This window comes from Pseudoalteromonas sp. RB2-MNA-CIBAN-0110 (genome assembly GCF_040309305.1).
Classification (GTDB): domain Bacteria; phylum Pseudomonadota; class Gammaproteobacteria; order Enterobacterales; family Alteromonadaceae; genus Pseudoalteromonas; species Pseudoalteromonas arctica.
Window position 1 is genome coordinate 20692 of record NZ_JBEOOQ010000040.1, and the last position, 26806, is coordinate 47497.

At 39.1% G+C, this 26806-nt stretch carries 24 protein-coding genes and 3 tRNA genes; 17 read left to right on the top strand and 10 right to left on the bottom strand.

What is annotated here, in order from left to right; genetic code table 11:
* The first annotated feature begins 331 nt into the window (after positions 1-331).
* From AAEY68_RS16860 to radD, 3 genes are all read left to right on the top strand, one after another.
* The gene (locus AAEY68_RS16860) at positions 332-3148 is read left to right on the top strand and encodes a TonB-dependent receptor domain-containing protein (protein WP_165741699.1); all 2817 of its coding nucleotides are present in this window, start codon (positions 332-334) and stop codon (positions 3146-3148) included.
* Positions 3149-3315: 167 nt separating this feature from the next.
* Positions 3316-3618 carry an H-NS histone family protein gene (locus tag AAEY68_RS16865; RefSeq protein ID WP_007586043.1) on the top strand — a complete coding sequence of 101 codons (303 nt, stop codon included), beginning with the start codon at positions 3316-3318 and terminating at the stop codon, positions 3616-3618.
* 124 nt (positions 3619-3742) lie between these two features.
* Positions 3743-5494 (top strand): DNA repair helicase RadD, encoded by a 1752-nt coding sequence (gene radD, locus AAEY68_RS16870; RefSeq protein ID WP_350586483.1) that lies wholly within the window; start codon positions 3743-3745, stop codon positions 5492-5494.
* Positions 5495-5538: 44 nt separating this feature from the next.
* Here the strand turns inward: radD and AAEY68_RS16875 are convergent, their stop codons facing one another.
* Positions 5539-5874 carry a ribonuclease E inhibitor RraB gene (locus AAEY68_RS16875; protein WP_007378192.1) on the bottom strand — a complete coding sequence of 112 codons (336 nt, stop codon included), beginning with the start codon at positions 5872-5874 and terminating at the stop codon, positions 5539-5541.
* Between the two features lie 214 nt (positions 5875-6088).
* On the opposite strand from AAEY68_RS16875, the gene AAEY68_RS16880 reads away from it, so the two are divergent.
* Genes AAEY68_RS16880 through AAEY68_RS16890 form a run of 3 tightly spaced genes read left to right on the top strand, consistent with a single transcriptional unit; the run spans position 6089 to position 12443 of the window.
* A complete protein-coding gene (locus AAEY68_RS16880) occupies positions 6089-7816 on the top strand; it encodes an autotransporter assembly complex protein TamA (RefSeq protein WP_350586485.1) in 1728 nt (575 codons plus the stop codon).
* Complete coding sequence (gene tamB, locus AAEY68_RS16885) at positions 7816-11505, top strand: autotransporter assembly complex protein TamB (RefSeq protein ID WP_350586487.1); 3690 nt, start codon at positions 7816-7818, stop codon at positions 11503-11505. Before AAEY68_RS16880 ends, tamB begins: the two co-directional genes overlap by 1 nt.
* Positions 11506-11537: 32 nt before the next feature.
* Positions 11538-12443, top strand: a complete 906-nt coding sequence (locus tag AAEY68_RS16890) for a peptidylprolyl isomerase (RefSeq protein WP_350586489.1) — start codon at positions 11538-11540, stop codon at positions 12441-12443.
* Positions 12444-12698: 255 nt separating this feature from the next.
* Here AAEY68_RS16890 and queF read toward each other — a convergent pair whose 3' ends face one another.
* Positions 12699-13544 carry an NADPH-dependent 7-cyano-7-deazaguanine reductase QueF gene (gene queF, locus AAEY68_RS16895; protein WP_197209363.1) on the bottom strand — a complete coding sequence of 282 codons (846 nt, stop codon included), beginning with the start codon at positions 13542-13544 and terminating at the stop codon, positions 12699-12701.
* Positions 13545-13603: 59 nt separating this feature from the next.
* On the opposite strand from queF, the gene syd reads away from it, so the two are divergent.
* Complete coding sequence (gene syd, locus AAEY68_RS16900; protein ID WP_197113469.1) at positions 13604-14143, top strand: SecY-interacting protein; 540 nt, start codon at positions 13604-13606, stop codon at positions 14141-14143.
* A gap of 63 nt (positions 14144-14206) precedes the next feature.
* Here syd and AAEY68_RS16905 read toward each other — a convergent pair whose 3' ends face one another.
* From AAEY68_RS16905 to AAEY68_RS16915, 3 genes are all read right to left on the bottom strand, one after another.
* The gene (locus tag AAEY68_RS16905) at positions 14207-14980 is read right to left on the bottom strand and encodes a Zn-ribbon-containing protein (RefSeq protein WP_002958242.1); all 774 of its coding nucleotides are present in this window, start codon (positions 14978-14980) and stop codon (positions 14207-14209) included.
* Positions 14981-14993: 13 nt separating this feature from the next.
* Positions 14994-15260, bottom strand: a complete 267-nt coding sequence (locus AAEY68_RS16910; protein ID WP_007378199.1) for a hypothetical protein — start codon at positions 15258-15260, stop codon at positions 14994-14996.
* Positions 15261-15356: 96 nt separating this feature from the next.
* Complete coding sequence (locus AAEY68_RS16915) at positions 15357-15593, bottom strand: DUF2789 domain-containing protein (protein WP_002958240.1); 237 nt, start codon at positions 15591-15593, stop codon at positions 15357-15359.
* Positions 15594-15746: 153 nt separating this feature from the next.
* Between AAEY68_RS16915 and AAEY68_RS16920 the strand changes: the two genes are divergently transcribed.
* Positions 15747-16400 carry a GNAT family N-acetyltransferase gene (locus tag AAEY68_RS16920; protein WP_008169301.1) on the top strand — a complete coding sequence of 218 codons (654 nt, stop codon included), beginning with the start codon at positions 15747-15749 and terminating at the stop codon, positions 16398-16400.
* Between the two features lie 851 nt (positions 16401-17251).
* On the opposite strand, the gene AAEY68_RS16925 is transcribed toward AAEY68_RS16920, so the two are convergent.
* Entirely contained in the window at positions 17252-17551 is a 300-nt protein-coding gene (locus tag AAEY68_RS16925; protein WP_024593672.1) for a DUF3301 domain-containing protein, read from the bottom strand.
* Complete coding sequence (locus AAEY68_RS16930) at positions 17552-18580, bottom strand: DUF3549 family protein (protein ID WP_350586492.1); 1029 nt, start codon at positions 18578-18580, stop codon at positions 17552-17554.
* Positions 18581-18684: 104 nt separating this feature from the next.
* Between AAEY68_RS16930 and AAEY68_RS16935 the strand changes: the two genes are divergently transcribed.
* From AAEY68_RS16935 to AAEY68_RS16945, 3 genes are read left to right on the top strand one after another with little or no spacing between them, the layout of a single operon-like run.
* Entirely contained in the window at positions 18685-19005 is a 321-nt protein-coding gene (locus tag AAEY68_RS16935) for a YqcC family protein (protein WP_222713074.1), read from the top strand.
* Entirely contained in the window at positions 18998-19762 is a 765-nt protein-coding gene (gene truC / locus AAEY68_RS16940) for a tRNA pseudouridine(65) synthase TruC (protein ID WP_350586494.1), read from the top strand. The genes AAEY68_RS16935 and truC overlap by 8 nt, the downstream gene beginning before the upstream one ends.
* On the top strand, positions 19762-20211 hold the full coding sequence (locus tag AAEY68_RS16945; protein WP_197113457.1) for a flavodoxin: 450 nt from the start codon (positions 19762-19764) through the stop codon (positions 20209-20211). Before truC ends, AAEY68_RS16945 begins: the two co-directional genes overlap by 1 nt.
* A 76-nt stretch (positions 20212-20287) precedes the next feature.
* Here AAEY68_RS16945 and AAEY68_RS16950 read toward each other — a convergent pair whose 3' ends face one another.
* Both AAEY68_RS16950 and gloB read right to left on the bottom strand, forming a co-directional pair.
* Positions 20288-21868, bottom strand: coding sequence for a LysM peptidoglycan-binding domain-containing protein (locus AAEY68_RS16950; protein WP_007586008.1), 1581 nt, complete (start codon positions 21866-21868; stop codon positions 20288-20290).
* 155 nt (positions 21869-22023) lie between these two features.
* Positions 22024-22797 carry a hydroxyacylglutathione hydrolase gene (gloB, locus tag AAEY68_RS16955; RefSeq protein WP_350586496.1) on the bottom strand — a complete coding sequence of 258 codons (774 nt, stop codon included), beginning with the start codon at positions 22795-22797 and terminating at the stop codon, positions 22024-22026.
* Positions 22798-22850: 53 nt separating this feature from the next.
* On the opposite strand from gloB, the gene AAEY68_RS16960 reads away from it, so the two are divergent.
* The gene (locus AAEY68_RS16960; protein ID WP_101217180.1) at positions 22851-23636 is read left to right on the top strand and encodes a class I SAM-dependent methyltransferase; all 786 of its coding nucleotides are present in this window, start codon (positions 22851-22853) and stop codon (positions 23634-23636) included.
* A gap of 161 nt (positions 23637-23797) precedes the next feature.
* Here the strand turns inward: AAEY68_RS16960 and rnhA are convergent, their stop codons facing one another.
* Entirely contained in the window at positions 23798-24262 is a 465-nt protein-coding gene (gene rnhA / locus AAEY68_RS16965) for a ribonuclease HI (RefSeq protein WP_350586498.1), read from the bottom strand.
* Between the two features lie 68 nt (positions 24263-24330).
* Here rnhA and dnaQ point away from each other — a divergent pair, with 68 nt between their 5' ends.
* The 5 genes from dnaQ (at position 24331) to AAEY68_RS16990 (ending at position 26806) form a co-directional block, all read left to right on the top strand.
* The gene (gene dnaQ, locus AAEY68_RS16970) at positions 24331-25044 is read left to right on the top strand and encodes a DNA polymerase III subunit epsilon (RefSeq protein WP_007586004.1); all 714 of its coding nucleotides are present in this window, start codon (positions 24331-24333) and stop codon (positions 25042-25044) included.
* A gap of 9 nt (positions 25045-25053) precedes the next feature.
* The gene (locus AAEY68_RS16975) at positions 25054-26424 is read left to right on the top strand and encodes a TIGR03503 family protein (RefSeq protein ID WP_197102648.1); all 1371 of its coding nucleotides are present in this window, start codon (positions 25054-25056) and stop codon (positions 26422-26424) included.
* Positions 26425-26521: 97 nt separating this feature from the next.
* Positions 26522-26598, top strand: a tRNA-Asp gene (locus tag AAEY68_RS16980).
* A 27-nt stretch (positions 26599-26625) separates the two neighbouring features.
* Positions 26626-26702: transfer RNA gene (locus tag AAEY68_RS16985), tRNA-Asp, on the top strand.
* Between the two features lie 27 nt (positions 26703-26729).
* Positions 26730-26806 (top strand) — tRNA-Asp (locus AAEY68_RS16990).

Sequence of the window (26806 nt, forward strand, 5' to 3'; positions counted from 1 at the left end):
ATAATTCGCCACAATAAGGAAGTAAGTAACTTGTTTGAGACGAGACTTAGATATGATTTCTTCAGTAAATAGCACTTATTTTAAATTAATTTTTTGCAATAATACAACCATATAACAAGACAGCAATACAATAATAAATTATTGCAAAAAGGGCATCGTGTTTGTTTTTTGTTACTTTAAAGCTTTGTAAATAAAGAGTTTTATTTGGTTAGCCAAGTGTTGACCTTTTGCATAAGTTAGGACTACTATTCGAATCAAAATAGGTACTGCAATTAAATGCAGACCGTTTTTGAAGGCAAAACAATTAAAATAGTATTCTAGGGAGAATCCAATGTTAAATAATCAAGTTTCAAAAGCTGTTCGCTTAGCGATTGCTTTTGGTGCAGCATCTACAGCTGTTTTTTCTATGAACACAATCGCTGCAAACGAAGGTGTTGAAAAAGTAGAGCGTATTCAAGTAACGGGTTCACGCATAAAGCGCACTGATATTGAAACAACCGTGCCAATCACATCAATTGGCCGAAGTGATATTATTCAAATGGGCGCATTGAATGTAGCTGATGTTTTGAATCAATCCCCGGTCACTATTGCTGGTTCAAACCAATCAAATAGTGCATTTGGTACTACAGGCGTTGGTCTTAACACTACATCTTTACGTAACTTAGGTTCTTCAAGAACATTAGTATTAGTGAATGGTCGTCGCTTTGTATCAGGCGTTTCTCCATCAAGTGGTTATGCGGTTGACTTAAATGCAATACCAGCATCAATGATTGAACGTATTGATATTCTTAAAAGTGCTTCTTCAGCGATTTATGGTTCAGATGCTGTTGCTGGTGTTGTGAACATTATTACGCGAAGCGATTTTGAAGGTGTTGAAGTTAACGCTCAAACAGGTGTTTCAGATGAGTCTGATCGCGAAAAATATTCTTTAAACCTTACTGCTGGTAATAGCTGGGATTCAGGTAGTGTAACAATTGCTGCTGGATATGATGATGATAAAGGTCTGAAGTCATCCGATCGAGACTTCTCAAGATATGATGAAGCTATATTTTTGAATGATGAGGGTGGTGAATATGTTGGTATTCAGAATTCTTCATATCCGCCTCAAGGCCGTGTTGGCGCATACAATGCAGATGGGACACCTTATGTAGGTGATGAGAATTCATTCAATCGTGCTTCTTACCGACAGTTAGTTACTCCGCTTGAGCGTAAATACGCAGCAGTTAATTTTAAACAAGATATTTCAGATAGTGTTCACTCTTTCACGGAAGTAAACTGGAATTCATCTAAAACATACAACTCGACTATTGAACCAACTCCTTTTACTACGGATGATGTATATCTACCTTCACGTGGTGGCGTTGGTGGGATTAAACTGGGAAGCCCTTTAGTTCCAGACCTTTTACGCCAAAATTTAATGTCTGATAATCCTGATTTAACAATGGATAATAATATACCAACGTTAGTTCGCCGTATGGTTGAGTTTGGTGCTCGTTCAACAGATTTAGAGCGTGATACTATCCGTATTGCGACAGGTATAGACTGGGAAATTAATGACAACTGGCTTTTAAACTCTTATATTTCATGGGGTAAAACTGACCAGCGCCAAGAAAACGGTGGTCAAATAAATGTTGAACGTGCTGCAAATGCATTAGATGTATACACTAACGCAGAAGGTAACGTCCAATGTTCTAATGATTTAGCAGTACTTCAAGGATGTGTGCCTTTAGATTTGTTCGGTGCAGGAACTTTGTCTGATGAAGCTGTTGCATATGTAAGATCACCTGCAAAATCTCAAGGTCAAGTTGAGCAATTTATATTTTCAACAACCCTTTCAGGTGAATTACCAATTGAGCTAGAAGGTGGTATGGTTGGTCTAGCAGTTGGTGCAGAACATCGTCTTGAAAAAGGTTCATACTCTCCAGGTGATTTAGCGCAAACTGGTGCTTCAAGTACAAATAAATCTGAGCCTACGAATGGTAGCTTCTACACTAACGATGTTTTTGTTGAAACTGTATTACCAGTTCTCGAAAATGTTGAACTAGATTTAGCCGCTCGCTATTCAGATCATGAAATTGTTGGTGGACAAACAACATGGAATGCAGGTGTACAATACTCTCCTACAGATACAGTAAAATTAAGAGCATCAGCAGCGCGAGCTATTAGAACTCCAAATATTGCTGATTTATTCGGTGGTAGAGGTGAAACATTTTCAGGTGTTGCAGATCCATGTGATGCAATTACTGCATCATCTACCGGAAATGTAGCGGCTAACTGTCTTTCTATCGCTGAAGTGGCTAATCGAGTTGCTACTGAAGGCGCATTCAATTTAACAACTATTGAACGTCAAAGCACTGGCGGTTATGTTGGTGGTAATGAAGATGTAAAAGAAGAAACATCTGATTCATTTAGTGTTGGCGCTATTTGGCAAGTGACTGATGAATTTTCATTAACGCTTGACTACTACGATATTGCTGTAGATAACGCTATTGCTACCACTGCTAGAACAACGGTATTAAACCGATGCTACGGTGTTAATCCATCAGACTTTGATGCGACATGTGGTGGGGCAATACGTGATACAAGAGGTGCTTTGACAGAAGTTAGCTCTGGTACTAGCAATGAAAATGATTTAAGCACAAAAGGCTTGGATATTGAATTAAGCTATAAACAAGAATTTGCTTACGGGCAATTATCAGCTGACTTGATTTGGAATCATTTGTATGAGTATGCTGAAACATCAATTGAATCTGGTGAAGAGATAGATTACAGAGGTGAAGTATTAACTCCTACTAATCGTGCAAATTTAAATTTAGGCTATGCAGTTGATGACTTTGCGGTATCATGGCGCATGAAGTACTGGGCAAGTTCAAATGATAGTAATATTGAAGGAAACCAAAATTTCTCAACTGGTGCTCCTTTAGAAAAGTTTAATCGCTTCCCGACTGTTATTTATCATGATCTATCAGGTACTTATAACATCACTGATGGAACAGACGTTACTTTGTCAGTTCGAAATGTTTTTGATAAGCAACCTCCTGTAGCAAACCAAAGTTCTGTAAGTGGAGCATCAGGTATAAACACTGTTGGTGAAGCTTATGATGTTACTGGTCGTTATTTCCAGTTAAGCTTTACTACTAAGTTCTAATTGTTATTTATATAAAATGATAAAAGCCGCGATTTTAATCGCGGTTTTTTTATAAATAAATTTTATATACATTAATAAATTATGTGTCGTAGTTATTTTTGAAAAATACCCTTATACTAAAAAAGAATATTTAAATAAATCTAATCACACAATTTAGCGAGATATAAATGAAAGAAGTCCGATCTTTTATTAAAACAGCATCATTAACGGATCTTGAAAAAGCCCAACAGCTTATCAATGATGCAATTTCAAAATATACCCAGCAGCAAAAAGCGAAACAGGAAGTTTTGGATCTTTTAAAAGAAAAAGGACTTACGCTAGAAGATTTACAAGATGGAGCATCTGACAAACGTACTAAAGTTAAGCCTAAGTACCGTATGGAACTTAATGGTGAGACTATTGAATGGACAGGCCGTGGCCGTCGTCCTAAAGCGTTTGAAGGTGTTGAGCTTGAGAAATTTTTAGCTTAAAGCTAAATATAAGAGAAGCTTCGGCTTCTCTTTTTTGTTTACCCCTCAATAAAATATAATTAAAGTTTAAAACTCCCAGCTATTATTTGCTAAAATCTCTTCACTCAAACCTATTTGTTTTCCCATGAGCTATAAACTAAGACCTTACCAGCAAGAAGCCGTAGAACGAACCGTTTTACACTTTAGAAAGAGTAATGATCCTGCCGTTATTGTACTACCAACCGGCGCAGGTAAGAGTTTGGTTATTGCTGAACTTGCGCGTATAGCTAAGCAAAAAATATTAGTGCTTGCTCATGTAAAAGAGCTGGTAGAGCAAAATTCGCAAAAATATAAAAGTTTTGGTTTAGAGGCGAGTATATTTTCAGCAGGTTTAAAAGAAAAGTCATTAAACCATCAAGTAACCTTTGCCAGTGTGCAATCACTTTCTCGTAATTTAAATAAATTAAATGAGCATTATTCGTTACTTATTATTGATGAATGCCACAGGGTAAATGGGGATAAAAAAAGCCAGTACGGAAAAGTAATAAGTAGTTTAAAAGAATATAACCCTCAGTTAAAAGTATTGGGTTTAACAGCAACACCTTATCGGCTAGGAACGGGGTGGATATACCATCATCATTATCATGGCTTTGTTAAAGGGACTAATGAAAGCCCGTTTAAAAGTTGTATTTTTGAATTACCACTCAGGTATATGATCAAACATAATTATTTAACGCCGCCAAACGAAGTTGATGCAGCGATTAGCCATTATGATTTTTCGTCTTTAGATAGCAATGCATTTGGGCAATATACGACTGATGATATGAATGCGCTTTTAAAAAACAGTGAGCGCGCAACGAAAGCGATATTACAGCAAGTAATTCAATACAGTGAAGAGCGTGAAGGTGTTATGGTTTTTGCAGCCACGGTAATGCATGCTCAGGAAATATTAAGCTACCTACCAGCTCAGCAAAGTGCACTTATAACAGGTGATACGCCAAACACTGAGCGCGATAAAATCATTAAGCAATTTAAAGCTAAGCAATTAAAGTATCTAGTTAATATATCGGTACTAACAACCGGCTTTGATGCGCCACATGTCGACTTTATAGCTATTTTAAGACCTACAGAATCAGTTAGTTTATATCAACAAATTGTGGGGCGAGGCTTGAGGCTATCTGAATCAAAAACGGATTGCTTAGTAATAGATTATGCCGGCAATGGTTTTAATTTATTTCACCCAGAAGTAGGCGATAAAAAAGGCGATAGTGATAATGAACCTGTGCAGGTACTTTGTCCTGGCTGTGGTTTTGCGAATATATTTTGGGGTAAAACTGATTCCGCAGGAAAAGTAATCGAGCACTTTGGCAGGCGCTGTAAAGGGCTGTTAGAAGATGATGATGGGCATAAAGAGCAGTGCGATTATCGTTTTAGGTTTAAAGAGTGTGAGCAGTGCGGTGCCCAAAATGATATTGCTGCACGTAAATGCCATGATTGTGGCGCGGTTATGGCCGACCCTGATGATAAGTTACGTAATGCATTAAACTTAAAAGACGCACTTGTGCTTCGATGTAGTGGGTTATCGGTAACTCAAATTAAAGATGAACTTATTAAAATAACGTATTTTGATGAAGATGGTGCAAGTTGCGATGAAGTATATAACCTCGCAAATAAAGGCGGGCAATTTATATTTAATAAGCAATTTGGTCAACGTGTGGGGCTTGGGCAAACACCTATTAATTTTAAAACTGCAGAGCAAGTAGTAAAAGCACAATTTGAATTAGTACCACCGGATTTTGTTATTGCACGAAAAAGCAAAAAATATGGTTGGAAAGTAGCTGATAAGCTATTTGATTATAAAGGCAATTTTAGGAAGGCAAATCAGTTAAGCCGCTAAGCTTAACTGATAGAGTACATTGAACTAATACAATTAAAAGGCAACTAAGCCTCGTCACCGTCCATTAATCCCCAGCCGTCACCGTATCCATTAAAGCTATTAGCAATGCTTTCAATGTATTGCTCTGCTTGTCCTAAAAGGGTGTGCTCTGGCACCATTTGTACTTGAGTGATAACTTCCCAAACGCCAGTGTCTTTACATTTTTCAAGCTCAGCATTTTGAACTAATGCATCAGAGACTATTTCTTTAGCAAATTTTTCAGCATCGGCTTCTTGTTCAAATAAAATAAAAAAATCGACTTGGTGCATTTTATTTAAATCAATGCCAGCAGCGGCTATTTCGGCTAAAAGTTGGCCGTTATCATCATCAGGGAATTGCATTAAAAACTCATTTAAAATTAATTTTTTATTCGTAGGCACTATTGTAACTAAAATATTGTCTTAACGCGTACTAATTTTAATTATGCTGATATTTATTCAAAGTTAAATTTACGCGTTAGATTGTTATTAAGTTAATGTGTTGCTCATTATGGCTATGCTAATATGCGGGTAATTAACCAGTTTTTTGTAAGATATTAAAAGTAAGGATATTTACTTGTTTATTAAGTTTTTACGTTGCATGTGTGTTGTGAGCGCTTTAATTGCGACAAATAGCTATGCGGCAGAAAAAGTCATAGAAGATTACGAAATTGAAGGGTTAAGTGGCGATTTAGAAAATAACGTAGCTCTTTACCTCAAGCAGTTAATTGGCGAGAAGCCAACCCGTACACTTCGCCGTTATGCTCAAAAACAAGTACAAAATAGCATCAAAGCACTTGGCTATTATAGCCCGACCGTCGAGGTTATTTATGATAAAGACGACAGCGAGCTAATTGTTAAAGTTGAACGGGGGCCTGCAACTCGCATAGAAGCAATTAATATTACGCTAAACGGTGATGGTCAAAGTGATACTCAATTACAGGCATTGATTAAAAGCAATCACTTAAAGCAAGGTGATGTTTTAAATCATGGTAAATATGACTCTGCTCATAAAAAAATAGAATCTATGTTGCTGGAGCTTGGTTATTTTGATGCTAAGTGGCCAGCGCGCAAATTAGAAGTGTCGCTTAAAAAAAATAGTGCTGTTATTACTTTCATAATTGATACCGGAGTTAGGTATCAATTTGGCGATATACAAATTGCCAGTAGTACACCCGCTGAAAAATACATACGCTCTATAGCGCCTTTCTCGCAGGGCCAACCTTATAAATCAACACATATTGCTGACTATAACTTGGATTTATCAAGTACCCCTTATTTTGCCAGTGTACGTGTTTATGCTGACATTGCAGCGCGTAAAAATAGCCAAGTACCGATTAAAGTTGAAGTATTACCCAAGCCAGCTAACAGCTATGAAATTGGCGGTGGTTTTAGTACTGACTTAGGACCCAAGGTGCGTTTTAAATGGAGTAAACCGTGGATCACAGAAGACGGCCATTACCTCGAAACTAATTTAAATGTGGCACAAAAGCAGCAAGATATTTCCATGGCTTATACCATTCCAGTTGATGATCCTAATGATGATTTATGGCGATTCTCTGTCGGTTATAAATTAGAAGATGAGCTCACAAACGACACTTACAGTGAAATATTAACAGGGCAAGTTCAGCGCCAATGGTTGACCGAAAATAAGTGGGTGCGTACTGCATTTTTACGCCGCGACCAAGAAACCTACCGTATTGGTGATGAAGACGAAGAAAGTACCGAAATGTTAATGCCTGGCATTAGCTACGCGCGCAAAAAATCAAAAGGTGGCACGACTCCCTATTGGGGAGAGCAGTGGCTTATATCTGCTGAGTTTGGCTTAGATGATGTGCTTTCGAGTACTAATCTGATTAGGGTGCAAATGCAACATGCATGGCTACGCACTTATTTTGACCGCCACTTGGTGTTTTTAAAAGCGAATGTAGGAGCAATGCTTGTTGATGATATTAACAACGTGCCATTTTCACTTCGGTTTTACGCAGGTGGCGATCAAAGCGTTCGTGGTTTTGCGTACCAATCAATTTCGCCTGAGAACGATGACGGCGAGCTAATAGGTGGTAAGTATTTACTATCGGGCACGATGGAATATAACTACCAGTTTGCTAAAAATTGGCGAGCAGCTTTATTTGTTGATGGTGGTACTGCGACTAATGATTTTTCTGATGATTTTGAAGCAGGTGCTGGTTTTGGTTTTCGCTATTTAACTCCCGTTGGCCCCGTGCGTATAGACCACGCTTGGGGATTAACAAAAGAAAGTAAAAGCACACGTTTAAGTATTACCATAGGGCCAGAAATTTAATGTCAGTATTAAAAAAGATAACAGCCGCCGTAAGTGCTATTTTTGTCACGTTAGTTGTTGCACTATTTTGTTTGTTATTTACCGCACCCGGTAATCAATTTATTGCTTATAGTGCTAACAAAGCGGTTGATGGACTACATATTGAAATTAAAAATGGCCGCTTTATTTATAATGATGCCTTTAATGTGCGCTTTACTAACAACGGATTGGACTTTAATGCACAACAATTGAAAATTGATTTGTTTTGGTGGCAGTGCGATGGAATTTGTATAGATAACTTAAGTGCGAAATCTATAAATTTAACATTACCAAAAGCTGCAGAGTCACAAGAAGAAGCCGCTGCAGAGCCACTTGAAAAAATTAGCTTACCTTTTAATATTGCTGTAAAAAATATTGCGATAAGCAAATTTATTCTAGAGCACCCAAGTGCAAATGTAAGCGTTAATAATTTTAAACTCTCAGCAAAAGCAGAGGGTTCAAAGCTGACGGTTAAAAGCCTGAGTATTCCCACCATACTTGTTGCTTTAAAAGAGCAAGAACAAGATGCGAAAACACAAACGGCGCAAAATACTCAAGCGCCTTTAATACAGCTACCTGCATTGCCTAGTATAGAATTTACTTCGCCACTTGATTTAGTCGTTGAAGACTTTGAAATAGCTAACATTACGATAGAACAAGATGAAGCGCAGCATGTTATTGAAAACATCTCGCTGCAATTAAGTGTGGAAGATGCGGTTATTAATTTAGAGTCATTCTCTGCAAAGTATGAGCAGTGGCAGCTTAATACACATCTTAACGCTGAGCTTGCAGGGAACTTACCTTTAAAAGGGAGTGTGGTTTTACAAAGTGATGAGCACCAAGCCAATTTGCAGTTGAATGGTGACTTATCAAACCTAAACCTAAATTTAGAAACGCAGGGGCAATACCCACTTAGTTTAACGGCAACGGCAAATTTAAAGCAAAAAAACTATCCGTTTGAGTTAAATGGCAAAATTAAACAGTGGCTTATTGATGCACAAAGTAATGAGCTGAAGGTTAAAAATGTTAGCCTTAATGCTAAAGGTAATGCCGACGACTATCAGCTTACACTGCTGGCAAATAGTCAATTAGGCGCGTACCCAGCTGTAGATTTAAATACCCAATTAAAAGGCAGTCTTACCAAAGCAACTTTACAAGCGCTTAGTATAAAAGCGAATGAGAGCAGCGCAGTGATTAAAGCCAATGTTGATTGGCAACAAGGTATAAAGGCTAACTTTAATGGCACGCTTGCTAATTTAAAAGCGCAGTATTTAACTGACGCTGCAACAAGTGATATTTCAGGGCAGTTTGAAGGCTCGTTTAATGCTGCAGCTGATGCGTGGCAGCTACAAATGAATAATACAAAGCTAAACGGATTACTTAACGATGTACCACTAGAGTTTGCTTCTAACTTTAAGCTCGACAATACGTTAAAAGCGAACATTGATAGCTTTTATTTAAGTAGTGGCACCAACAAGTTAGCGCTAAGTGGGCAAGTTGACGACATTTGGCAGGTTGATGGCAAAGTAACGCTAAAAAGTGATGAAAAAGCTAATATTCCATTTACTGCAGATGGCTTTGCAGATTTAAAAGTGAGAGGCGAGCGATTAACGCCTTCAGTTGATTTAGCGTTAATACTAGATCGCTTTATTTTTGATGAAATAAACATTGATAAATTATCAGTAAAAGGGCAGTTAGATACCGCTGCCGATTGGCAAACCGATGTATCGGTGAGTGTTGGTTCGGCGCTTGTGGCTGACCAACAAATTAATAGCGTTAAAATTGATGCCAGCGGCGATAAAACAGATCATCAACTTACGGCATCAGTAGATGCAGAACAAGGCAGTATAGAGCTTGAAGTTAATGGCAAAATTAATAATGCCACTTGGAATGGCGAGCTTAGCAATGTAACGCTCGGGGATAAAAAGCTAAGCTTTAGCAACACTAAAAATATCGCCATTATGTTTAACACTCAAACTAGCGACTTTAATGTAAGCGCGCATTGTTGGGCATCTGAGCAAAGTGAATTATGTATAGACACGCTAGCTCAAACAAAAGAACTTGGTCAGCTAAATGCTAAACTAAGCAAATTAGCACTTGAGGAGCTTAAGCATTTTCTACCTCGTAGCATTCGTACTCGCGGTAATATAGCTGGCGATGTTGCACTTAATTGGCAAGGCGGTGCGCTTAAAACATTACGCGCAAATATCGATTCTACTGATTTAACAGCGGTACTTACCTCGGAAGAAGATCGTTTTAAATTACCAATCGAAACATTAAGTATTAGTGCGTTTTCGGATTCTCAAATTGGCAAGCTTGAAGCTAATTTAGAATCAAGTGTATTAGGAAAAATTAATACACAAATTAATATCGATGATATACAAAATACGCAAGCGCTTAATGGCACCATTAATATCGATAAAATACTCCTTTCAGACTTACAACCTTTTCTTGAAACGCTCGAGCAGTTAAAAGGTGATATTAGCGGAAAAGTCGCGTTAGCAGGTACGTTAAAAGATCCATTATTAAATGGCGAGCTTAATGTGAGCGATATTAGTTTAGAGGGCGATCAATTACCTATAGCGCTGCAAAAATCAAATATAAACGTATTGTTTGATAAAACAACAGCCACAATAAAAGGCAATTTAATCGACAATCAGGGCGGTAAAATAAATCTCACTGGTGACGTTGATTGGCAAGGTGCTCAGCCTGCTGTAAATGTTGCGGTAGTTGGCGAGCAGTTTTATGTACGCGCGCAGCAAGGGGTTACTTTTAAAGTATCGCCGGATTTAAAAATAGGCTTGGCTAATAATGCACTCAAGCTTGCTGGTGAAGTAGTTGTGCCTTACGGTCGTATAATGATTGAAGAGCTTCCTGAGGGCGCAGTGCAAGTTAGCGATGATGAAATTATTGTTGATCAAAAAACCGAGGCCACAGAAACAGTTCCGTTTGATTACGACATAGATTTAAAAGTGATTGTGAAAAACGATGTAAAAGTAGAATCGTTTGGCTTGGAATCAAAAGTTGCGGGTGATTTAGCGATAAAAATGAGTCAAGGTGCACCAATTATAGCCACAGGTGAGCTTAACTTAATTGAAGGTACTTACTTAGCCTTTGGGCAAGATTTAATAATCAGCACCGGGCAAGTAGGTTTTAGCGGTTCAATTGAACAACCATTTTTAAATATTAAAGCAATACGTAACCCCGATACGACTGCAAATGGTGTCATTGCAGGGGTTACGCTCACGGGTAATGTTGAACAACCAACGCTTAAAATATTTTCTGAGCCTGCGATGGATCAAGCTCAAGCACTCGCATATTTACTTAATGGCCAACCTTTAGGCGATGGAGAAAGTTCGTCAAGCGATGCGATGCTTACGCAGTTATTGCTTTCTCAAGGGGTTAGCCGCAGCGAAGGGGTTGTTTCTAAGGTAGGTGAAACCTTTGGGCTGTCAGATGTAAGTTTAAGCTCATCAGGTAGTGGTGATAGCACCAAAGTAGAAATATCAGGTTACGTAGCACCTAGCTTACAAGTTAAATATAGCGTGGGTGTATTTGATTCGCTCAGTGAAGTGGCTGTGCGTTATCAGTTACTTTCACAGTTATACATAGAAATAACGAGCGGCCTATACCAAAATGTTGATGTGCTATATAAGTTTGACTGGGAATAACAAAAACTATAATAATTATAAGGATATAAGCGATGAAAAAAATTATATTACCAGCTCTGCTTAGTGTTTTATTAAGCGGTTGTGCTCAACAACTAGGTAATGGTGTTGCTAAACAAGAGCTACCTTTATTGAGCGCGAGTGAGGTAATTGCGAGTGCAACAGATAATGACTGGCGAGTAGTGAACGCTCAAAATACTTTAAAGATAACGCTGCCAACGGGCGATGCGTACATTGAACTTAATGAACAGCTTGCCCCAAAGCACGTTCAAAATATTAAAAAGTTAGCACGAGAAGGGTTTTATAAAAATACCAACGTTTATCGGTTTGTTGAAGGTTTTGTAGCGCAAGGTGGCGACAGTTCGGGTAAAAAGTTAATTAAAACAGCGGATAAAACAGTCCCTGCTGAGTTTTATTTAACAACAAACAAACCACTTAAAATTACCGAGTTAAAAGGCGATGGTTACGCGCCTGTTACGGGTTTTTTAAACGGCTTTACAGTAGCTCAAAATTCAGCACATACGCAAACATGGCAAGTGCATTGTAGTGGCGTGTTTGCAATGGCGCGCGATAACGATATAAATAGTGCGAGTACGGAGTTTTTTGTAACGATAGGGCAAGGCCCTCGTTACCTTGATAAAAACATTACGGTGTTTGGCCGAGTGCTCGAAGGTATAGAGCATTTTAATCGTTTAGCGCGTACACCAACTGAAGGAAAAGTATTTAACCCAATTACCAATATACAAGTACTTGGCGATATACAAAGCGATAAAAGTATATTTAAAGTGATGAAAACAAACTCATCTGTGTTTAAAAACTTGATCAGTGCTCGTAAAAACCGTATTGAACCATGGTTTGTTAAAGCACATAATTACGTTGATGTGTGTGGTATGCCTATACCCACTAAGCGTGAAGTTATACCAATCCGCAATAATACTTAATCATTTTGCGGGGCTAAACGTGTCGCTACTTGCGTTAAAAGATTCTCATTTACGACTGCATGGATGCAGAAGGTAGAGCAATGCAGGAGCAATTGCCGAGAACAACTAAATAGCGAATTTTTTGCCTAGCTATCAACACGTTTTCCCAGCCTCAAAATAGCTCACTTAATTAAGCGAATTGGTATTAATTAAATATACAAATAGAAAAGGAGCCTAGGCTCCTTTTTTAATACTCATATTCCAGTTTAAAATAACCTACTGACGATTAATTTTAACTGCAAATGGCGTGTCGTTATAATGCGTAGAGCGATACGGGTTTATATCAAGCCCGCCGCGACGAGTATAACGCGCGTAAACCTCTAACTCTTTAATATTAAGGTGTGTTGTTAAATCGCTATAAATACGTTCAACACACTGTTCATGAAATTCGTTATGTGTTCTGAACGAAATTAAGTAACGCAGTAACGATTCGCGACATATTTGCTCGCCTGTGTATCGTATAATCACACTTGCCCAGTCAGGCTGTGAGGTAATTAAACAGTTCGACTTAAGTAAATGGCTGTAGAGCGTTTCAGTAACTACGTTATCACTTTTTGCTTTAAGTGAATTAGCATCAATATCGTAATTATTAATTTCAATATCTAAGTCATCAATACATTCACCTGGCAGCGCTGTACACGGTAAGCAATTGTAATCATCAGGATTATATAAAGTCACTTTGACAGGGCTGTTAACCGCGTTTGATAAATCATCAATTAAGTGCTGTTTTACTATATCAATGCTTTCAAATCGGGTTTGGTTAAAGCTATTCAAGTAAAGCTTAAACGACTTTGACTCAATAATATGGCTGCTTTGGCACTCAAAGGTAAATAAGGCTACGGCAACTTGCGGTTTACCTTTATTGTTTAGCCATGAAAGCTCGTAACCTGTCCAAATATCTTGGCCTTTAAATGGAAGCTCTGCTTCGTCAATATTTAAAGCATCACGATTTAGTTTGCGCGCAATAGGGAAAAGCAAGCTTGGCGTGTACACATCTACATACTCAGTAGATTGGCCTAATACGCTACCTTTAAGGTCTGGAGAATTGCTGTAATCTGTCATGTTTGCTCTTAAATAGTTACAATAGGGACATTATATCTAATTTAAATGAGTTTCACAGTATGTCTGTTGCATTGCTTATAGAACAACTTCATCAAACATTTAGCGAAAATATCCTGAAAAACACTACAAAGTACCCACTTATTGCGCACGACGAACAATGGCCAAGCCCATGTGAAGTTGGTGAGGTTGACGAGCAAGGAAACATTCAATGGCAGGGCGCGCGACAGCAACCTGCAGGTTCGCTTAATGATTTAGCCAGCGCACTTGAGCTTGATTTCCCAAAAGAGCTTAGCGAGCTATATGGGCATATGTACGGTGGAAGCATTTCAGCAGTTATTGATGGGCATCAGGTTGAATTATTACAAGCATGGAACGAAGAAGATTTTAATTTGTTACAGCAAAATATAACGGGTCACGTTTTAATGAAACGCAAGCTCAAGCAGCCAGAAACGGTATTTATTGGTTTAACAGATCAAGATGATTTACTAGTAAGTGTATTGGTGCACACTGGTGAAGTATGTTTAGAGCACGTAGGCAAAAAAACACACCATGTACTTGCACCTAACATTAATGCTTTTTTAAAGGCATTAGAGGTTTAAAACGTGTTTAATAAATCAGCTTAGCGTCATCACTAAGCTGATTTTAAGCGCTCATTAAAGTGGTTACTGAAAATCCCACGATATATTCGACACTAAGCCACACGGCTCACACCTAAAGTCGAATAACCCAAACCACGATTCAGGTAATTTCCAATCGCCATTGCAGCTAGGGCATTTTCGTTCAAGTTCAGACGCTTTATCTACGCCGCCTACACGGTATAAATAATAATAGGTTGGCTTTTTAGTTAAAAAACTAATTCGCTTTGTTATGTCTTTTCCGCGTCTGTATAAGTCGCTTTGGATACTCGATATTTCTTCAAGTGCCGGAAACTCACAACGGGTTGCGCCATTAATTTGAATTTGATCGCAGGCTTGCCAATCTTCTTGCCATTTTATAAGTGTTTTATAGTCACCATTAGCAATTGCTGGAATACGAAATAGCGGCACAGGCAAAAAGTCATCACCACAATAGAGCGGGCTACACGTATGCACATAGGTTGTGTATAAAATATAACTTGATGGTTCTTTGCAGCAATCAGCGCCGTTGGAGTGAATATCTTGTCCAATCACTTTTACTTTTGGCGCAAGTAGCCCTGCACTATGTAACTTTTCGATACTGTGCTTAACAAACGGGCTGTTATTTAGCGGGTGCATTGCATCTTCAGTAGGGCACATTACACGGGTAATAAAAAATCCATCTTTTAAAACGGTTGGAAATTCTTCGCCCATTATTTGACCATTAAAACGCAGTGCATTTACTAAGCGATTTATTGCTTGTTCGGCTTGTTCTAGGGTGGTGTCTTGGTAGCAGTCAAAAGTTAAATCAACAACGAACATTTATAGTCTCAAATTATTTTTGTTCTAGCAGTGCAAGAAGTTTATCGAGTTTTTGCTCAATTCTATCTAATTGACTTGTTTTAAGCTCAGTATTATCTGACTGCTGTGGGTTTCTCATGAAGTTATTAATTGAATCAGGATTGTTTTTATATTGGCTTACTGCTGCAATAATCATCGGCATTGGAACCGGTTGTGCCAAACGGCTTTTAGTTAGTGCTACAGTAGGGGTTTTGCCTTCATCGAGAAGGGCTTTGATTGCATCAAATACAACTGAATTCATTAGATATATAACTCTTTAATAAAATAAATACGCAGCATATAAATGCTGCGCAGATGCTATGTTAGCAATAAATAAGGGAGGGTACATTAAATAAAATTACTTACTTTGACGAATGCGTACATCTAACTCGTCAATTACTTCACTCCAATCACCGTCTTGTGCAAGCGATTCAGCTAAAAAGTGCTGTTGTGCCTCATCCCAAAAAGAAGCTTCTTGGAGTAGTGTTGTGTCTTCTAATTCATGTGAGGCAATAAATGCATCTATTTGTTCATCAGAATTAGGTAATCCAAGCTGTGCAAATAGTGTATTGATGTCGTGTTTAGTCGTATCCATGATATTGCTCCTTTAAACGAATGAAAACTTATTCTAAGGATTAACTCTACTCCTAGCTAGTTAAACTCTCGCTGAATTTACGGTTAATAATTTTAGGTATATAGTTAGGTATAAAGTTAAAGAGTCTACAGCTAAAATAATAAAGGAAATACAATGAGTGTAACCACGCCAGCTGATACGTTCAGCGTACAGTATTTAGCCGCAGAAGATATTAGCACTGCAGCAAGCCTAATTTATCAGGCTTATCATGACGATCCTGTATTACAAAACATGCTTAGCTACAATGACGAAAATAAATCAGTATACGAAAAAAAATTACGATCATTAATTCGCGAAGAGCTCAGTAGTTTTTGGCAAGAAAAGCAGCCATTAATTGGTTTATACCGCAACGATAAATTAAAAGCAGTAGCGTGTGTATTTGAATCTAATAGCCAATTACAAGCGCAGCGTTATTGGCACTGGCGTTTAAAATTAATGCTGAGTGCGGGCTACTTACAAACAAATCAATTAATAGATAAAGAACAAACAATTAGAGATGCCCTTAAAGAGAAAGGCAATTACTACTTTTTAGCTTTTATTGCCGTAGATCCGCATTTTCATGGGCAAGGGTTTGGTCGTTACTTACTACGAGGGCTTGATGATTTAGTTAAATGTAACGCTGAGTCAACGGGGATGGCTGTATTTGTAACGCGTAAAGAACACACTGAATTTTTTAAAACCGAAAAGTTTGAAGCATTTAAACACCTTACTTTTAACCAAGTAGAGGGCGAGTTACTATTTAAATCAATAATTGAGCCAACTATTTAAAATTATAATGTAAGCCAATGCGCCCAAACGGACATAAGACCGTGAGATATATCTTACATTGTCGTGAGCATTATCAGTTAAAGGCTACTAATAAGTAGCCTTTTTTAATCCAAGCTATTGTTATTTAAAGTCTATTTTTATTTTTCATTTTTGTGACGTTTATTTATTTAGTGTTAAGTCCTATTTCTCCCCCCTGATTGCTTTAAACTTCTCTTCGTCAAGACGACATAGCTCAATGATTGAGTTACTGCCAAGGATACGGAATAGGCAACATAGCGGACGCTAGCAGGAAGCATAAAGGACAAGCTAAAACGGATACAAGGAAGAATAAGGAAGTGCATGAAGCACTTAGTAGCTAGGAGTTACTTTAGGATAATCACGGATGACGCTACAGGAAGTAGCAGGAGCGTTAGTTTACGCAGGACGGCCAAGATGGCAAGTGGACATTGCAGGATGCAAAAGTGGCAGGAGCTACTTTAAAGGATTACCAGGGATGATGCTACGGGATGTAGCTAAACGATAGATTTCGTGGGTTTGCCAAGATGGCTATGGATATTGCAGGATGCAAAAAGTGGCAGGAGCTACTTAAAAGGATTACCAGGGATGATGCTGCAGTATGTAGCCAAACGATAGATTTCGTGGGTTTGCCAAGGTGGCTATGGATATTGCAGGATGCAATGTGAGGGTAAACAAGGTTGTTTACTCGTTCAGGGGATGATAATACGGATTTAAGATAATGGATATCTAGCAGGATGCAGTCCAATTGGGGCGTAACTTTAGTTACGCCTTAGTTTTTTGTGTTGAATTAAGTTTATTAACTTAAGACAAATACTCTTAAAGTATATTCAGTTTTATATTTTATGCGGTGGAACAACCACACTTTTCAAAAACTCATTTTCCATAATTAACACACCTTGATAAGCATTTTCACCATCGCTTGAAAATTCAAATATAAATTCACTTTTGATGCCTGGCTTGCCGTTCTTTAAAAAACCAAAGCGGCGTTTTGTGCATGCAACACTCATCAATTGCACCTGCAATTGCTCACTTTGACGTTTAGCATGAACGTTCGCCGCTTCAGCAACCTTTCGGTTAAGCCAAAATAAGTAAATTACACTACCAATAAATATGAACGTCCATAAACTTGCCATTTAAGAGAATAACCTTCCAATTGCACGCGCGAGGGTTTCGCTACGATTTTCTTTACGTAATAAGCCTAATAAATGCGGGCGAATAGTCGGTATTGCAACTAAGTCAGCAAAAATACTAGGAAACAACTCATCAATTTTTTGATGATGTGCGCAATTATCCATAAATACATGTAAGCGTTCAGGGTTTTCTAATTGCTTAAAACACCGCCCAGCTATTGTTAGTAACACGTCAGAGTCGTGTCTTACCGGCGAGCTTAGTACAGTATCAACTAATTGAGCGCATAACCCTTGAGCTTGACCTTTTGAAACAGATCTTAGTGCTGCGGTTATAGCTAATGTATCGTTATTACTAATTGCGGTCTGTGTGTAATCAACAAGTAACTCACTCATTGATGTTGGTATTTCAACGTGTTCAAGCATGGCACTGAGTGGTTGCAGTACTTCAATAGGTAAATGCGCCCATGCTTTTTGCAAATTACTTAAGTTTGTATCGCTGTCTAAGCGTAGTGCAAAATCGGCAATACCCTGCAGTGCAACACCTTGCCAATTATCAAAACCAATTTTACCGCTAAAGTATAACTGTGCATGCTCGTAATATTGCGACGCAGGCTGTTTTAATAGTACTTTTACTTGGGCGTTAAATGCCGCTAATTTATTTGCGTTTGGTGTAAAAACATAAGGGTTATTATCAAGCTTTCCATCGGCTTGCTCACCTGTGATTTCAGTGCCTAGCGCTTGAATAACCATATCAGCAAAGTGATCGCGACTTGCACTTACAAGCATACTTTGCTCATCAAGTGGAAACTTTAAAAACCATACATAAGGTTCTTTACTGGCTTTAGTATCCCAAAATTGGATAGCGAGCCAAGCATGACCAGCAAGAGGATAAGGGTAAGGCACTTGAGCTTGTTCAATAGCTAAAAATTGTTTTTTATCAAGCTTAGTAATGTGCCTGCCAATATCAAAAGCACGCCACTGAGTACCCGCACCATCTAAAAGCTGACCTAATGTAGCTATTTGATCACTCATTGTTTTCTCAACTGTTTTTACTGCAAAATTACATTAATTATACGTCATAGCCGCCTATGAGGGAACAGGGTATAATTGCATTACATATATAAAAGAGGGTGGTTATGTACCAGCAAACCCAAACTTATTTAGTGCAGCTAACGGCACTTTTACAAAAACATGCGCTTTGGCAAAGTGAGCCAATAGACGCTGATGCACTGCTTTCAAATACTCCTTTTTGTCACGATACAATGGCGTTTGAGCAGTGGTTACAATTTGTATTTATTAATAAAATACAGCAATTAATAACACATAAACAACCACTGCCTCGTAACTTTGCTATTGCCCCTATGGCGCAAATGACACTTGTGAATAAAGCAGGGAGCGATGAAATAATTGAATTACTAACAGCCCTTGATACCTTTTTAGGAGAACCAAATGAGTGAGCGTCCAGCGCCTATTGAATATGGCGAGCTGACTATTTTGTATCAAGATGAAAACTATGTGGCTATAAATAAGCCTTCAGGTTTATTAGTGCATCGCTCGTTTTTAGATAAACACGAAACCCAGTTTGCCATGCAAATGCTGCGCGACCAGCTAGGGCAACATGTATTTCCAGTACATAGGCTCGATAGACCTACGTCGGGCGTATTGCTGTTCGCAATGAGCTCTGAAGCAGCTCGCGATATGAACCAGCTATTTATTGAAGGCACCATTGCTAAGCGCTATTTGGCCTTAGTGCGCGGCTTTGCGCCAGAATCAGTATTTTTAGATAAACCGCTTAAAGAAGAACTTGATAAAATAGCCGATAAGTTTGCAGATCAAGATAAAGCACCGCAAGAAGCGCAAACCCAGTTTAATTGCTTGCACCAAGCTGCATTGCCTATTCCTATAGGTAAGTACCCAACAGTGCGTTACTCGTTAGTGGAGTGCTTTCCAAAAACGGGGCGCAAGCATCAAATTCGCAGACACTTAAAGCACTTATCACTGCCTATTATTGGTGATGTAAATCACGGTGATAATCAGCATAATCAATTTTTTAGGGAGCATTTTGAGCTAAGACGCCTAATGTTATTTGCAACAGAGCTTAGTTTTGTGCACCCTTATAGTAATGAATCAATAACAATTAAAGCGCCACTAGGTGAAGACATGCTTGAAATATGTAAGCAGCTAGGTTGGCCAGAGCAAGAAAAGGATTATTAATGGCACATATTAGTATTTTTGTAGGCAGCGTTAATGGCGGTGCAGAGCGTTTAAGCGATGAAGTTGCAGCCACAATAGAGCAAGCGGGTCATACTGCAACAGTAATTACTGAAGCATCACTTGATGATATAAAAAATGCATCGCATATTTTAATTGTTACCTCCACAACAGGCCAAGGTGATGTACCGAGTAATTTGGCAGGATTGTACTTTGCAATGAATAGCACTTTCCCAATGCTTACCGATAAACCGTTTGGTGTAATTGCAATGGGTGACAGATGCTACGGCGATACATTTTGTGGCGCAGGGCGTAGCTTTGACGAGTTACTACGCGATTTACAAGCAAAGCCTGTGGGCAACCGCCTAGAAATAGATGCATGTGAAGATTTTGAACCATGGCCAGTAACCGAGCCTTGGTTAAAAGTATGGCTAGAAAAACTACCTGTTTAATCCTTAACTTTAAGGTATTAAAAAAGGAGCGCATGCGCTCCTTTTTGCTTTTTTACTTTTAATATAGTTTTATAAATTAACTACTTCTGACATCTACTTTAAGTTTTAGCTTTTGGCCCGGTTGTAAGTATTTTTGACCGGCTAAATTATTCCACTTAATAATTTCGTTAACGCTTAGATTAAACTTAGACGCAATACGTGCAAGTGAGTCACCACGGCGTACTTTGTATGTAATAGTACGGTTGGTGCTTGCCGTTGCTTGTGGTTTATTAGCTGACTTATACACAGTTAGTTTTTGATTTAGGCGCAATACAGAGTTTTTCTTTAGTTTATTCCATTTAGCCAACTCATCCATAGTTACGTCATATTCGCGGCTAATATCCCATAACGTGTCGCCACTTTTAACTGTGTGCGAAAGCTTTGTGCGAGTTGCTTTATTAGCAGCTAAACGCATCTGCTTTGGTAAATGCTCGCTATTTATAGCGCCATCAGTAAGCGGGACTAATAACTCTTGGCCTACTTTAATCGTATTTGATTTGAGTTTATTAAGCGATCGGATTGCACTTGAGCTTGTTGTAAACTTTTTGGCAATTACCGATAAGCTGTCGCCTCGAGCCACAATATAACGCTGCCAGCGTAATCTATTTTTAACATCAGTGTTTGCTAGTTTTTGGCTAAATTCCTCTGCTTTATCAACAGGCAATAATAAAGAGTGAGGGCCATTAGGATCAGTTGCCCAGCGGTTAAAACCAGGGTTTAATCTGTATAGCTCAGTAAGCGTCATATCAGCCATATCAGCAGCAAGCGCTAAATCTATTTGCGAGCCAACATCAACCACTTCAACCACTTGTGCATTAATTACTGGTTGCCATGTAACGTTAAAATCATCTGAGCGTTTTAATAAATCGGCAAGTGCTAATAACTTTGGTACGTAGGCAGTTGTTTCGCTTGGTAAATCAAGAGACCAAAAATCGGTAGGTAAATGCTTTTTACGATTCTTTTTAATCGCGCGCATTAAACGCCCTTCACCTGAGTTGTAAGCAGCAATTGCATTTAGCCAATCGCCTTCAAGTGTTTTATGTAAATACGATAAGTAGTCAAGTGCTGCGCGAGTCGACTGCACTATGTCGCGACGACCGTCGTACCACCAGTTTTGTTTTAAATCGAATCGCTCACCGGTTGCAGGCATAAACTGCCAAATGCCCGATGCGCTGCGATTAGAATAACCAAACGGGTCAAATGCACTTTCTACAATAGGCAGTAGTGCAATTTCGATTGGCATTTCGCGCTTTTCTACTTCTTCAACTATAAAGTGTAAGTAAGGTTCTGCACGTTTAGAAATACGATCTAAATAGGCTTGGTGGCGAGCGTAATAATTACGTTCAGTAACAACAGGGCGGTTTTGCGGTATTTCGATAGAAAGTTGGTAGCGAATTCGCTCCCACACATCATCAAACACGGGAGCTTCTTGCTCATCAGGGTCAACTTGCTGATATTGTGCGTTTACCATCAATGCATTGTTAATGTCGTTAGGACTTGCGCCTTCGAGTTGTTGGTTTGCTTGCGTGGCGACTTGAGAGTCTGAGTCTAGAGTTGTCACAGTTTGACAACCACTTAGCGCTAACGCCAAGGCTACTAATAGGGGAGATTTATTCATAAATACCAATACATCGGGTAAAAAACTCGGCGAATACTACCTGTTATGAGTTAACATTGCCACTTAATGACTTTTTAAAACGCAGAAATAGAATCATCACTATATCTTAAGTTAATGATTCTAATAAAATAAATATTAAAGTATTAGTTTGTGCATTAAAAATTGTCTTTGAACTGTCTCAGACTAGCAAAGTTTCCCCAAGGTTCATTGTTTTTTGTAACCGAGATGAATTTTTCTGGCACTAACTCTGTAATGGTTGGCAAATCGCTACGCATAAATGGATTTATTTTTAGCTCCTGTCCAATAGAAGTGGGTAGGGAGATTTGGTTATTACTACGTAATTCATCTACTTTTTTACTGTACGCGAGTAGTTCTGGGTTACGTGGTTCAACCGCTTTGGCAAAGGCAAGATTAGCTTGCGTGTATTCGTGCGTGCAATACACACTGCAGCTTGCAGGCAGCTCTCTTAGTTTATTAAACGATCCCCACATTTGCTTTGGCGTGCCTTCAAATAAGCGCCCACATCCACCGCTAAACAATGTATCGCCTGTAAAAGCAAGTTCATCATTTGTATAGCAAATATGATCAAGCGTGTGCCCAGGAGTTGCCAAAATATTAAAGTTAATATTAAGCACACTGATGCTTTGACCATCCGTGAGTGCGTGAGTGACGCCTTTAAATGGACTATTTGCGGGGCCATAAACCGATATATCTGGATAGGCGTCAACTAATGCAGCTACGCCATCAGTGTGGTCGTAGTGATGATGCGTAATTAAAATACCACCAAGCGTTAGTTTGTGCTCAGCTAGATACGCTAATACGCTCTGTGCTTGGCCTGGATCGACTACCCATGCTTGGTTACTATTATCGGTAGTTAAACACCAAATGTAATTATCAGAAAAGGCTTTAATTGCTTTGACTTGCACCATGGTAAATTGCTCTATAAAGTGACACTTACCGCATAGTATAACGAGCTCAAAAAATGAAACCAGCCCTTAGTTTTCAAGAAGGACCCAAACCACTGTCGTGGCAACAGTTTCCTCATGGGGATTATTTGCGCAAAGATATTGAACGCAAAATGGAGCAATGGCTGCCGCGTATGTTTGGCTATCATATGCTTAAGCTAGGTAATTTAAGTGGCGAATTAAATACAAGTATAAGTACGATTAAACACCAAGTGTGTGTTGCAGAGCCTGGGCCTTACACTGGGGTAGTTGCTGACATAGATGAACTGCCATTTTACGAGCACAGTATTGATGCATGCATACTAAGTCACTGCTTAGAGTATCATTCAGACCCACATCACATTTTACGAGAAGCACATCGCACACTTATTCCGGGCGGCTATATAGTAATTACGGGATTTAATCCGTTTAGTTTGTGCGGACTTGCACAAATGCTGCCTTTTAGTGGTCAGAAATTACCATGGACGGGGCGCTTTTTTACACCTGCGAGGGTTAAAGATTGGCTAAACTTACTTGGTTTTGAAATTGTAAGTGACGAACGTTTTATTTATTCATCACTGGCAAGAGGTAATAGGCTATCAAGATTTGAGTTTTGGCGGACTTTTGCAAAACAGTATTTAAAACCGATGGGCAGTGTTTATATGCTGGTGGCACGAAAAAGAGTTGCGCCACTTACGCCAATAAAACCTAAGTGGCATGCAAGGCCGCAGTTTGCGCCAGTAAAAGGGGCAGGCCTTAGACAAACGTCAAAGCAACACTTTAAATCGTGCGAGCAAGAAAATAATACCAATTGCATTAAATAAGTGATCTATTATAGCGCTAAGAAAATAGCACATTAACAAGGCGAAAATTGTGACATATAGTTGTTCTATATGAATGATTTTAACGCAGTTAGTGAGTTATTTAATGCGATAGAATGAACATGTTTTTAATAAAATTGGTATAACAACTAGCTCAGAATAAATTAAGGCTGGTAGCCTACATCTTCTAGTAAATCGTTACTGCCAGCGGCATCGCGCGCTAAATCGTCAACTATTTCGTTGTACTTATGGCCGCTATGCCCTTTAACCCATTTCCAGGTTACATTGTGCTCGCTACAGGCTTTATCTAGGCGTTTCCATAAATCGACGTTTTTAACCGGCTTTTTAGCTGATGTTAACCAGCCACGTTTTTTCCAGTTAGTGATCCACGATTCAATACCTTGCTTAACATATTGGCTATCGGTTGTTAGATTTACTTCGCATTCTCGAGTGAGTGATTCTAGGGCTACAATAGCCGCGAGCATTTCCATTCGGTTATTCGTTGTGAGTTTATAACCTTGGCTCATTTCTTTTTCGTGGCCGTTATAAATCATAAAAATACCATAACCGCCGGGGCCTGGATTACCTAAACATGAGCCATCGGTGTAAATCTCTACGGTTTTTTGCACTGTTTTACCTTGATCTTATGTACAATAAAGTGATTATAGAAAGATACCAGAATCAGGCAAAATTCGATATGGCACGTAGACAAATAGTTTTAGATACAGAAACCACCGGCATAGACCCTAAACAAGGGCATCGTATTATAGAAATTGGGTGTGTAGAGTTAGTAAATCGCCGTTTAACAGGCAATAACTTTCACGTTTATATAAACCCACAACGCCCAAGCGAAGAAGAAGCAATCGACGTTCACGGTATCACTAACGAATTTTTACGTGATAAACCGTTGTTTCATCAAATTGCCCAAGAGTTTTTCGACTATATTGAAGGGGCAGAGTTAGTTATTCATAACGCCCCGTTCGATGTTGGTCATATGGATAACGAATTTGCGCTGCTTAATCAGGGTTATCCTAAAACAGATACTTTTTGTCAAGTTCTCGACACGCTTAAAATGGCGCGTGACTTGCATCCAGGTCAAAAGAACAACCTTGATGCATTATGTCGTCGTTACGATGTAGATAACGGTAAACGAACGCTTCACGGCGCGCTACTGGATTCTGAGATTTTAGCCGATGTGTACCTTGCCATGACGGGTGGTCAAACAAAGCTAAATTTGAATCAAAATAAAGATGACGGCAGCGAGCAACAGAAGGGCGGTATAAAGCGTTTAAATAGTGATAGAGCCCCATTAGTTGTATTACGAGCAAGCGACGCTGAGCAAAGCGCACACGAAGCACGATTAGATCTTGTAAACAAAGAAGGCGGCCAATGTATATGGCGCGCTGAATAAGGCGATTTAATGAAAACGATGTATTTTGTAACAGCGTTATGTGCAGCTAGTTTATTTACTGGCAATGCATATGGCGTAAAACAAGTAGAAGTGCTCAAGCGCGATGGGCATCAAAATGAGATCCCTTTACTTGATAATCGTTTTCGCATAGATAGCAAAATAGATGAAATAACACTGCTTTTTTTTAGAAAATCAGGTGCACCTGCTGTTATTTTAGTGAGGCCCGATGGCAGTAAGTACTTTGCTACTGACTCAGTTAAAAACCCTAACTTAGATTGGTTTGATGAACTCAGCTACGATTTAGTAACCATAAAAAAACCTATGGCAGGTCCTTGGCAAGTAATAGGCAGTATTTTACCCGACAGCAGAATAGTTGTATTAGGCGAGATATCTCTTGAAGCAGAGCCTCTTCCTTCAATGTTGTTTAGGGGGGAGACAATAAAAATCACCGGAAAAATACTAAATGACGGTGAGCCAATTAATACAAACCTATTTAGAGATGTTGTTAGCCTTAATGTTGACTTTGTAAGTACCAACAATGAAAACTTTGCTAACTTTGGCGCAGGCATTCAAGAAGTAGCTGAATTTAAAGACGATGGACGTGGATTTGATGAGCGCCCTAAAGATGGTGTATTTACCGGCGAGTTTACTTTAGATTTCCCTGCGGGTGAATGGACACCAGAGCTTTACGTTGCGACACCTTTGCTGCAGCGTCGCATTGTGCAAAATACAATAGAAGTGCACGAACCGCCTTTTGTAACCGAAGTCGCGTTAGCAGAGCAAGACACAGACGAGCATCTGTTAACTATAAATATAGACCCAAGTATTGTTAAGCCAGAAACAGTCATCATCCAGGGGAAAATCTACTATCCCAATAACGAAGAGCAAATGTTTACCATAGATGCTGCTGCTAACGATTCACGTCAACTTAGTGTAAAAAATTATGATTGGGGTAGATATAGTGTTGAACTGTCTGTTTTTGGCACTAATATTAATGGTCGTGAATTTATGGCAACGCTACCAACGTATAAATTTGAGATAGAACGACCCATAGAAGCTGTGCCCGAAATTGATCCGGCAACGATTATTACGCCAGATAAAATGATTGAGAGTGAGCCTGTTGAAGAAAAAATGGCCACATCTACAATTATTAGTTTAATTGTAGGCTGCAATACGCTCATTTTATTACTCGGTTGGTTGTTAATTCGTATATTTGTTCAGAAAAAACCGATTAAATTTAAAGTGAAGCTGCCTTTTTTAAAGAAAAAGAAAACAAGTGAAGGTGATGTTGCCGACACAGAAAAAAATCAAGTCGGTAAAAATGGCTCAAAAAATGACAGATCAGGTGAAATTTTAAACCTTTCGATGACAGATGACTAAAAAACCTATAAAAAAACAAAAAAGCCCTTGACGAAATAGGGGTTGGTTCGTATTATTCACGCCGCTGTCAGGGAGACCTAAACAGCAACGGAAATATGGAGTGGTAGTTCAGTTGGTTAGAATACCGGCCTGTCACGCCGGGGGTCGCGGGTTCGAGTCCCGTCCACTCCGCCATTTTCGTAAAACTTGTAAGTAAAAGCTGGAGTGGTAGTTCAGTTGGTTAGAATACCGGCCTGTCACGCCGGGGGTCGCGGGTTCGAGTCCCGTCCACTCCGCCATTTTCGTAAAACTTGTAAGTAAAAGCTGGAGTGGTAGTTCAGTTGGTTAGAATACCGGCCTGTCACGCCGGGGGTCGCGGGTTCGAGTCCCGTCCACTCCGCCA

Coding starts and splice junctions, on each gene's coding strand:
- AAEY68_RS16875 (WP_007378192.1), bottom strand. CDS start 5,874: ATGCAATTCCCTGATGATGATAACGGCCAACTTTTAGCCGAAATAGCC.
- AAEY68_RS16890 (WP_350586489.1), top strand. CDS start 11,538: ATGAAAAAAATTATATTACCAGCTCTGCTTAGTGTTTTATTAAGCGGT.
- tamB (WP_350586487.1), top strand. CDS start 7,816: ATGTCAGTATTAAAAAAGATAACAGCCGCCGTAAGTGCTATTTTTGTC.
- truC (WP_350586494.1), top strand. CDS start 18,998: ATGAGTGAGCGTCCAGCGCCTATTGAATATGGCGAGCTGACTATTTTG.
- AAEY68_RS16935 (WP_222713074.1), top strand. CDS start 18,685: ATGTACCAGCAAACCCAAACTTATTTAGTGCAGCTAACGGCACTTTTA.
- AAEY68_RS16865 (WP_007586043.1), top strand. CDS start 3,316: ATGAAAGAAGTCCGATCTTTTATTAAAACAGCATCATTAACGGATCTT.
- queF (WP_197209363.1), bottom strand. CDS start 13,544: ATGACAGATTACAGCAATTCTCCAGACCTTAAAGGTAGCGTATTAGGC.
- AAEY68_RS16910 (WP_007378199.1), bottom strand. CDS start 15,260: ATGAATTCAGTTGTATTTGATGCAATCAAAGCCCTTCTCGATGAAGGC.
- AAEY68_RS16960 (WP_101217180.1), top strand. CDS start 22,851: ATGAAACCAGCCCTTAGTTTTCAAGAAGGACCCAAACCACTGTCGTGG.
- syd (WP_197113469.1), top strand. CDS start 13,604: ATGTCTGTTGCATTGCTTATAGAACAACTTCATCAAACATTTAGCGAA.
- gloB (WP_350586496.1), bottom strand. CDS start 22,797: ATGGTGCAAGTCAAAGCAATTAAAGCCTTTTCTGATAATTACATTTGG.
- AAEY68_RS16905 (WP_002958242.1), bottom strand. CDS start 14,980: ATGTTCGTTGTTGATTTAACTTTTGACTGCTACCAAGACACCACCCTA.
- AAEY68_RS16930 (WP_350586492.1), bottom strand. CDS start 18,580: ATGAGTGATCAAATAGCTACATTAGGTCAGCTTTTAGATGGTGCGGGT.
- AAEY68_RS16945 (WP_197113457.1), top strand. CDS start 19,762: ATGGCACATATTAGTATTTTTGTAGGCAGCGTTAATGGCGGTGCAGAG.
- AAEY68_RS16860 (WP_165741699.1), top strand. CDS start 332: ATGTTAAATAATCAAGTTTCAAAAGCTGTTCGCTTAGCGATTGCTTTT.
- radD (WP_350586483.1), top strand. CDS start 3,743: ATGAGCTATAAACTAAGACCTTACCAGCAAGAAGCCGTAGAACGAACC.
- AAEY68_RS16925 (WP_024593672.1), bottom strand. CDS start 17,551: ATGGCAAGTTTATGGACGTTCATATTTATTGGTAGTGTAATTTACTTA.
- AAEY68_RS16975 (WP_197102648.1), top strand. CDS start 25,054: ATGAAAACGATGTATTTTGTAACAGCGTTATGTGCAGCTAGTTTATTT.
- AAEY68_RS16915 (WP_002958240.1), bottom strand. CDS start 15,593: ATGGATACGACTAAACACGACATCAATACACTATTTGCACAGCTTGGA.
- AAEY68_RS16920 (WP_008169301.1), top strand. CDS start 15,747: ATGAGTGTAACCACGCCAGCTGATACGTTCAGCGTACAGTATTTAGCC.
- dnaQ (WP_007586004.1), top strand. CDS start 24,331: ATGGCACGTAGACAAATAGTTTTAGATACAGAAACCACCGGCATAGAC.
- AAEY68_RS16950 (WP_007586008.1), bottom strand. CDS start 21,868: ATGAATAAATCTCCCCTATTAGTAGCCTTGGCGTTAGCGCTAAGTGGT.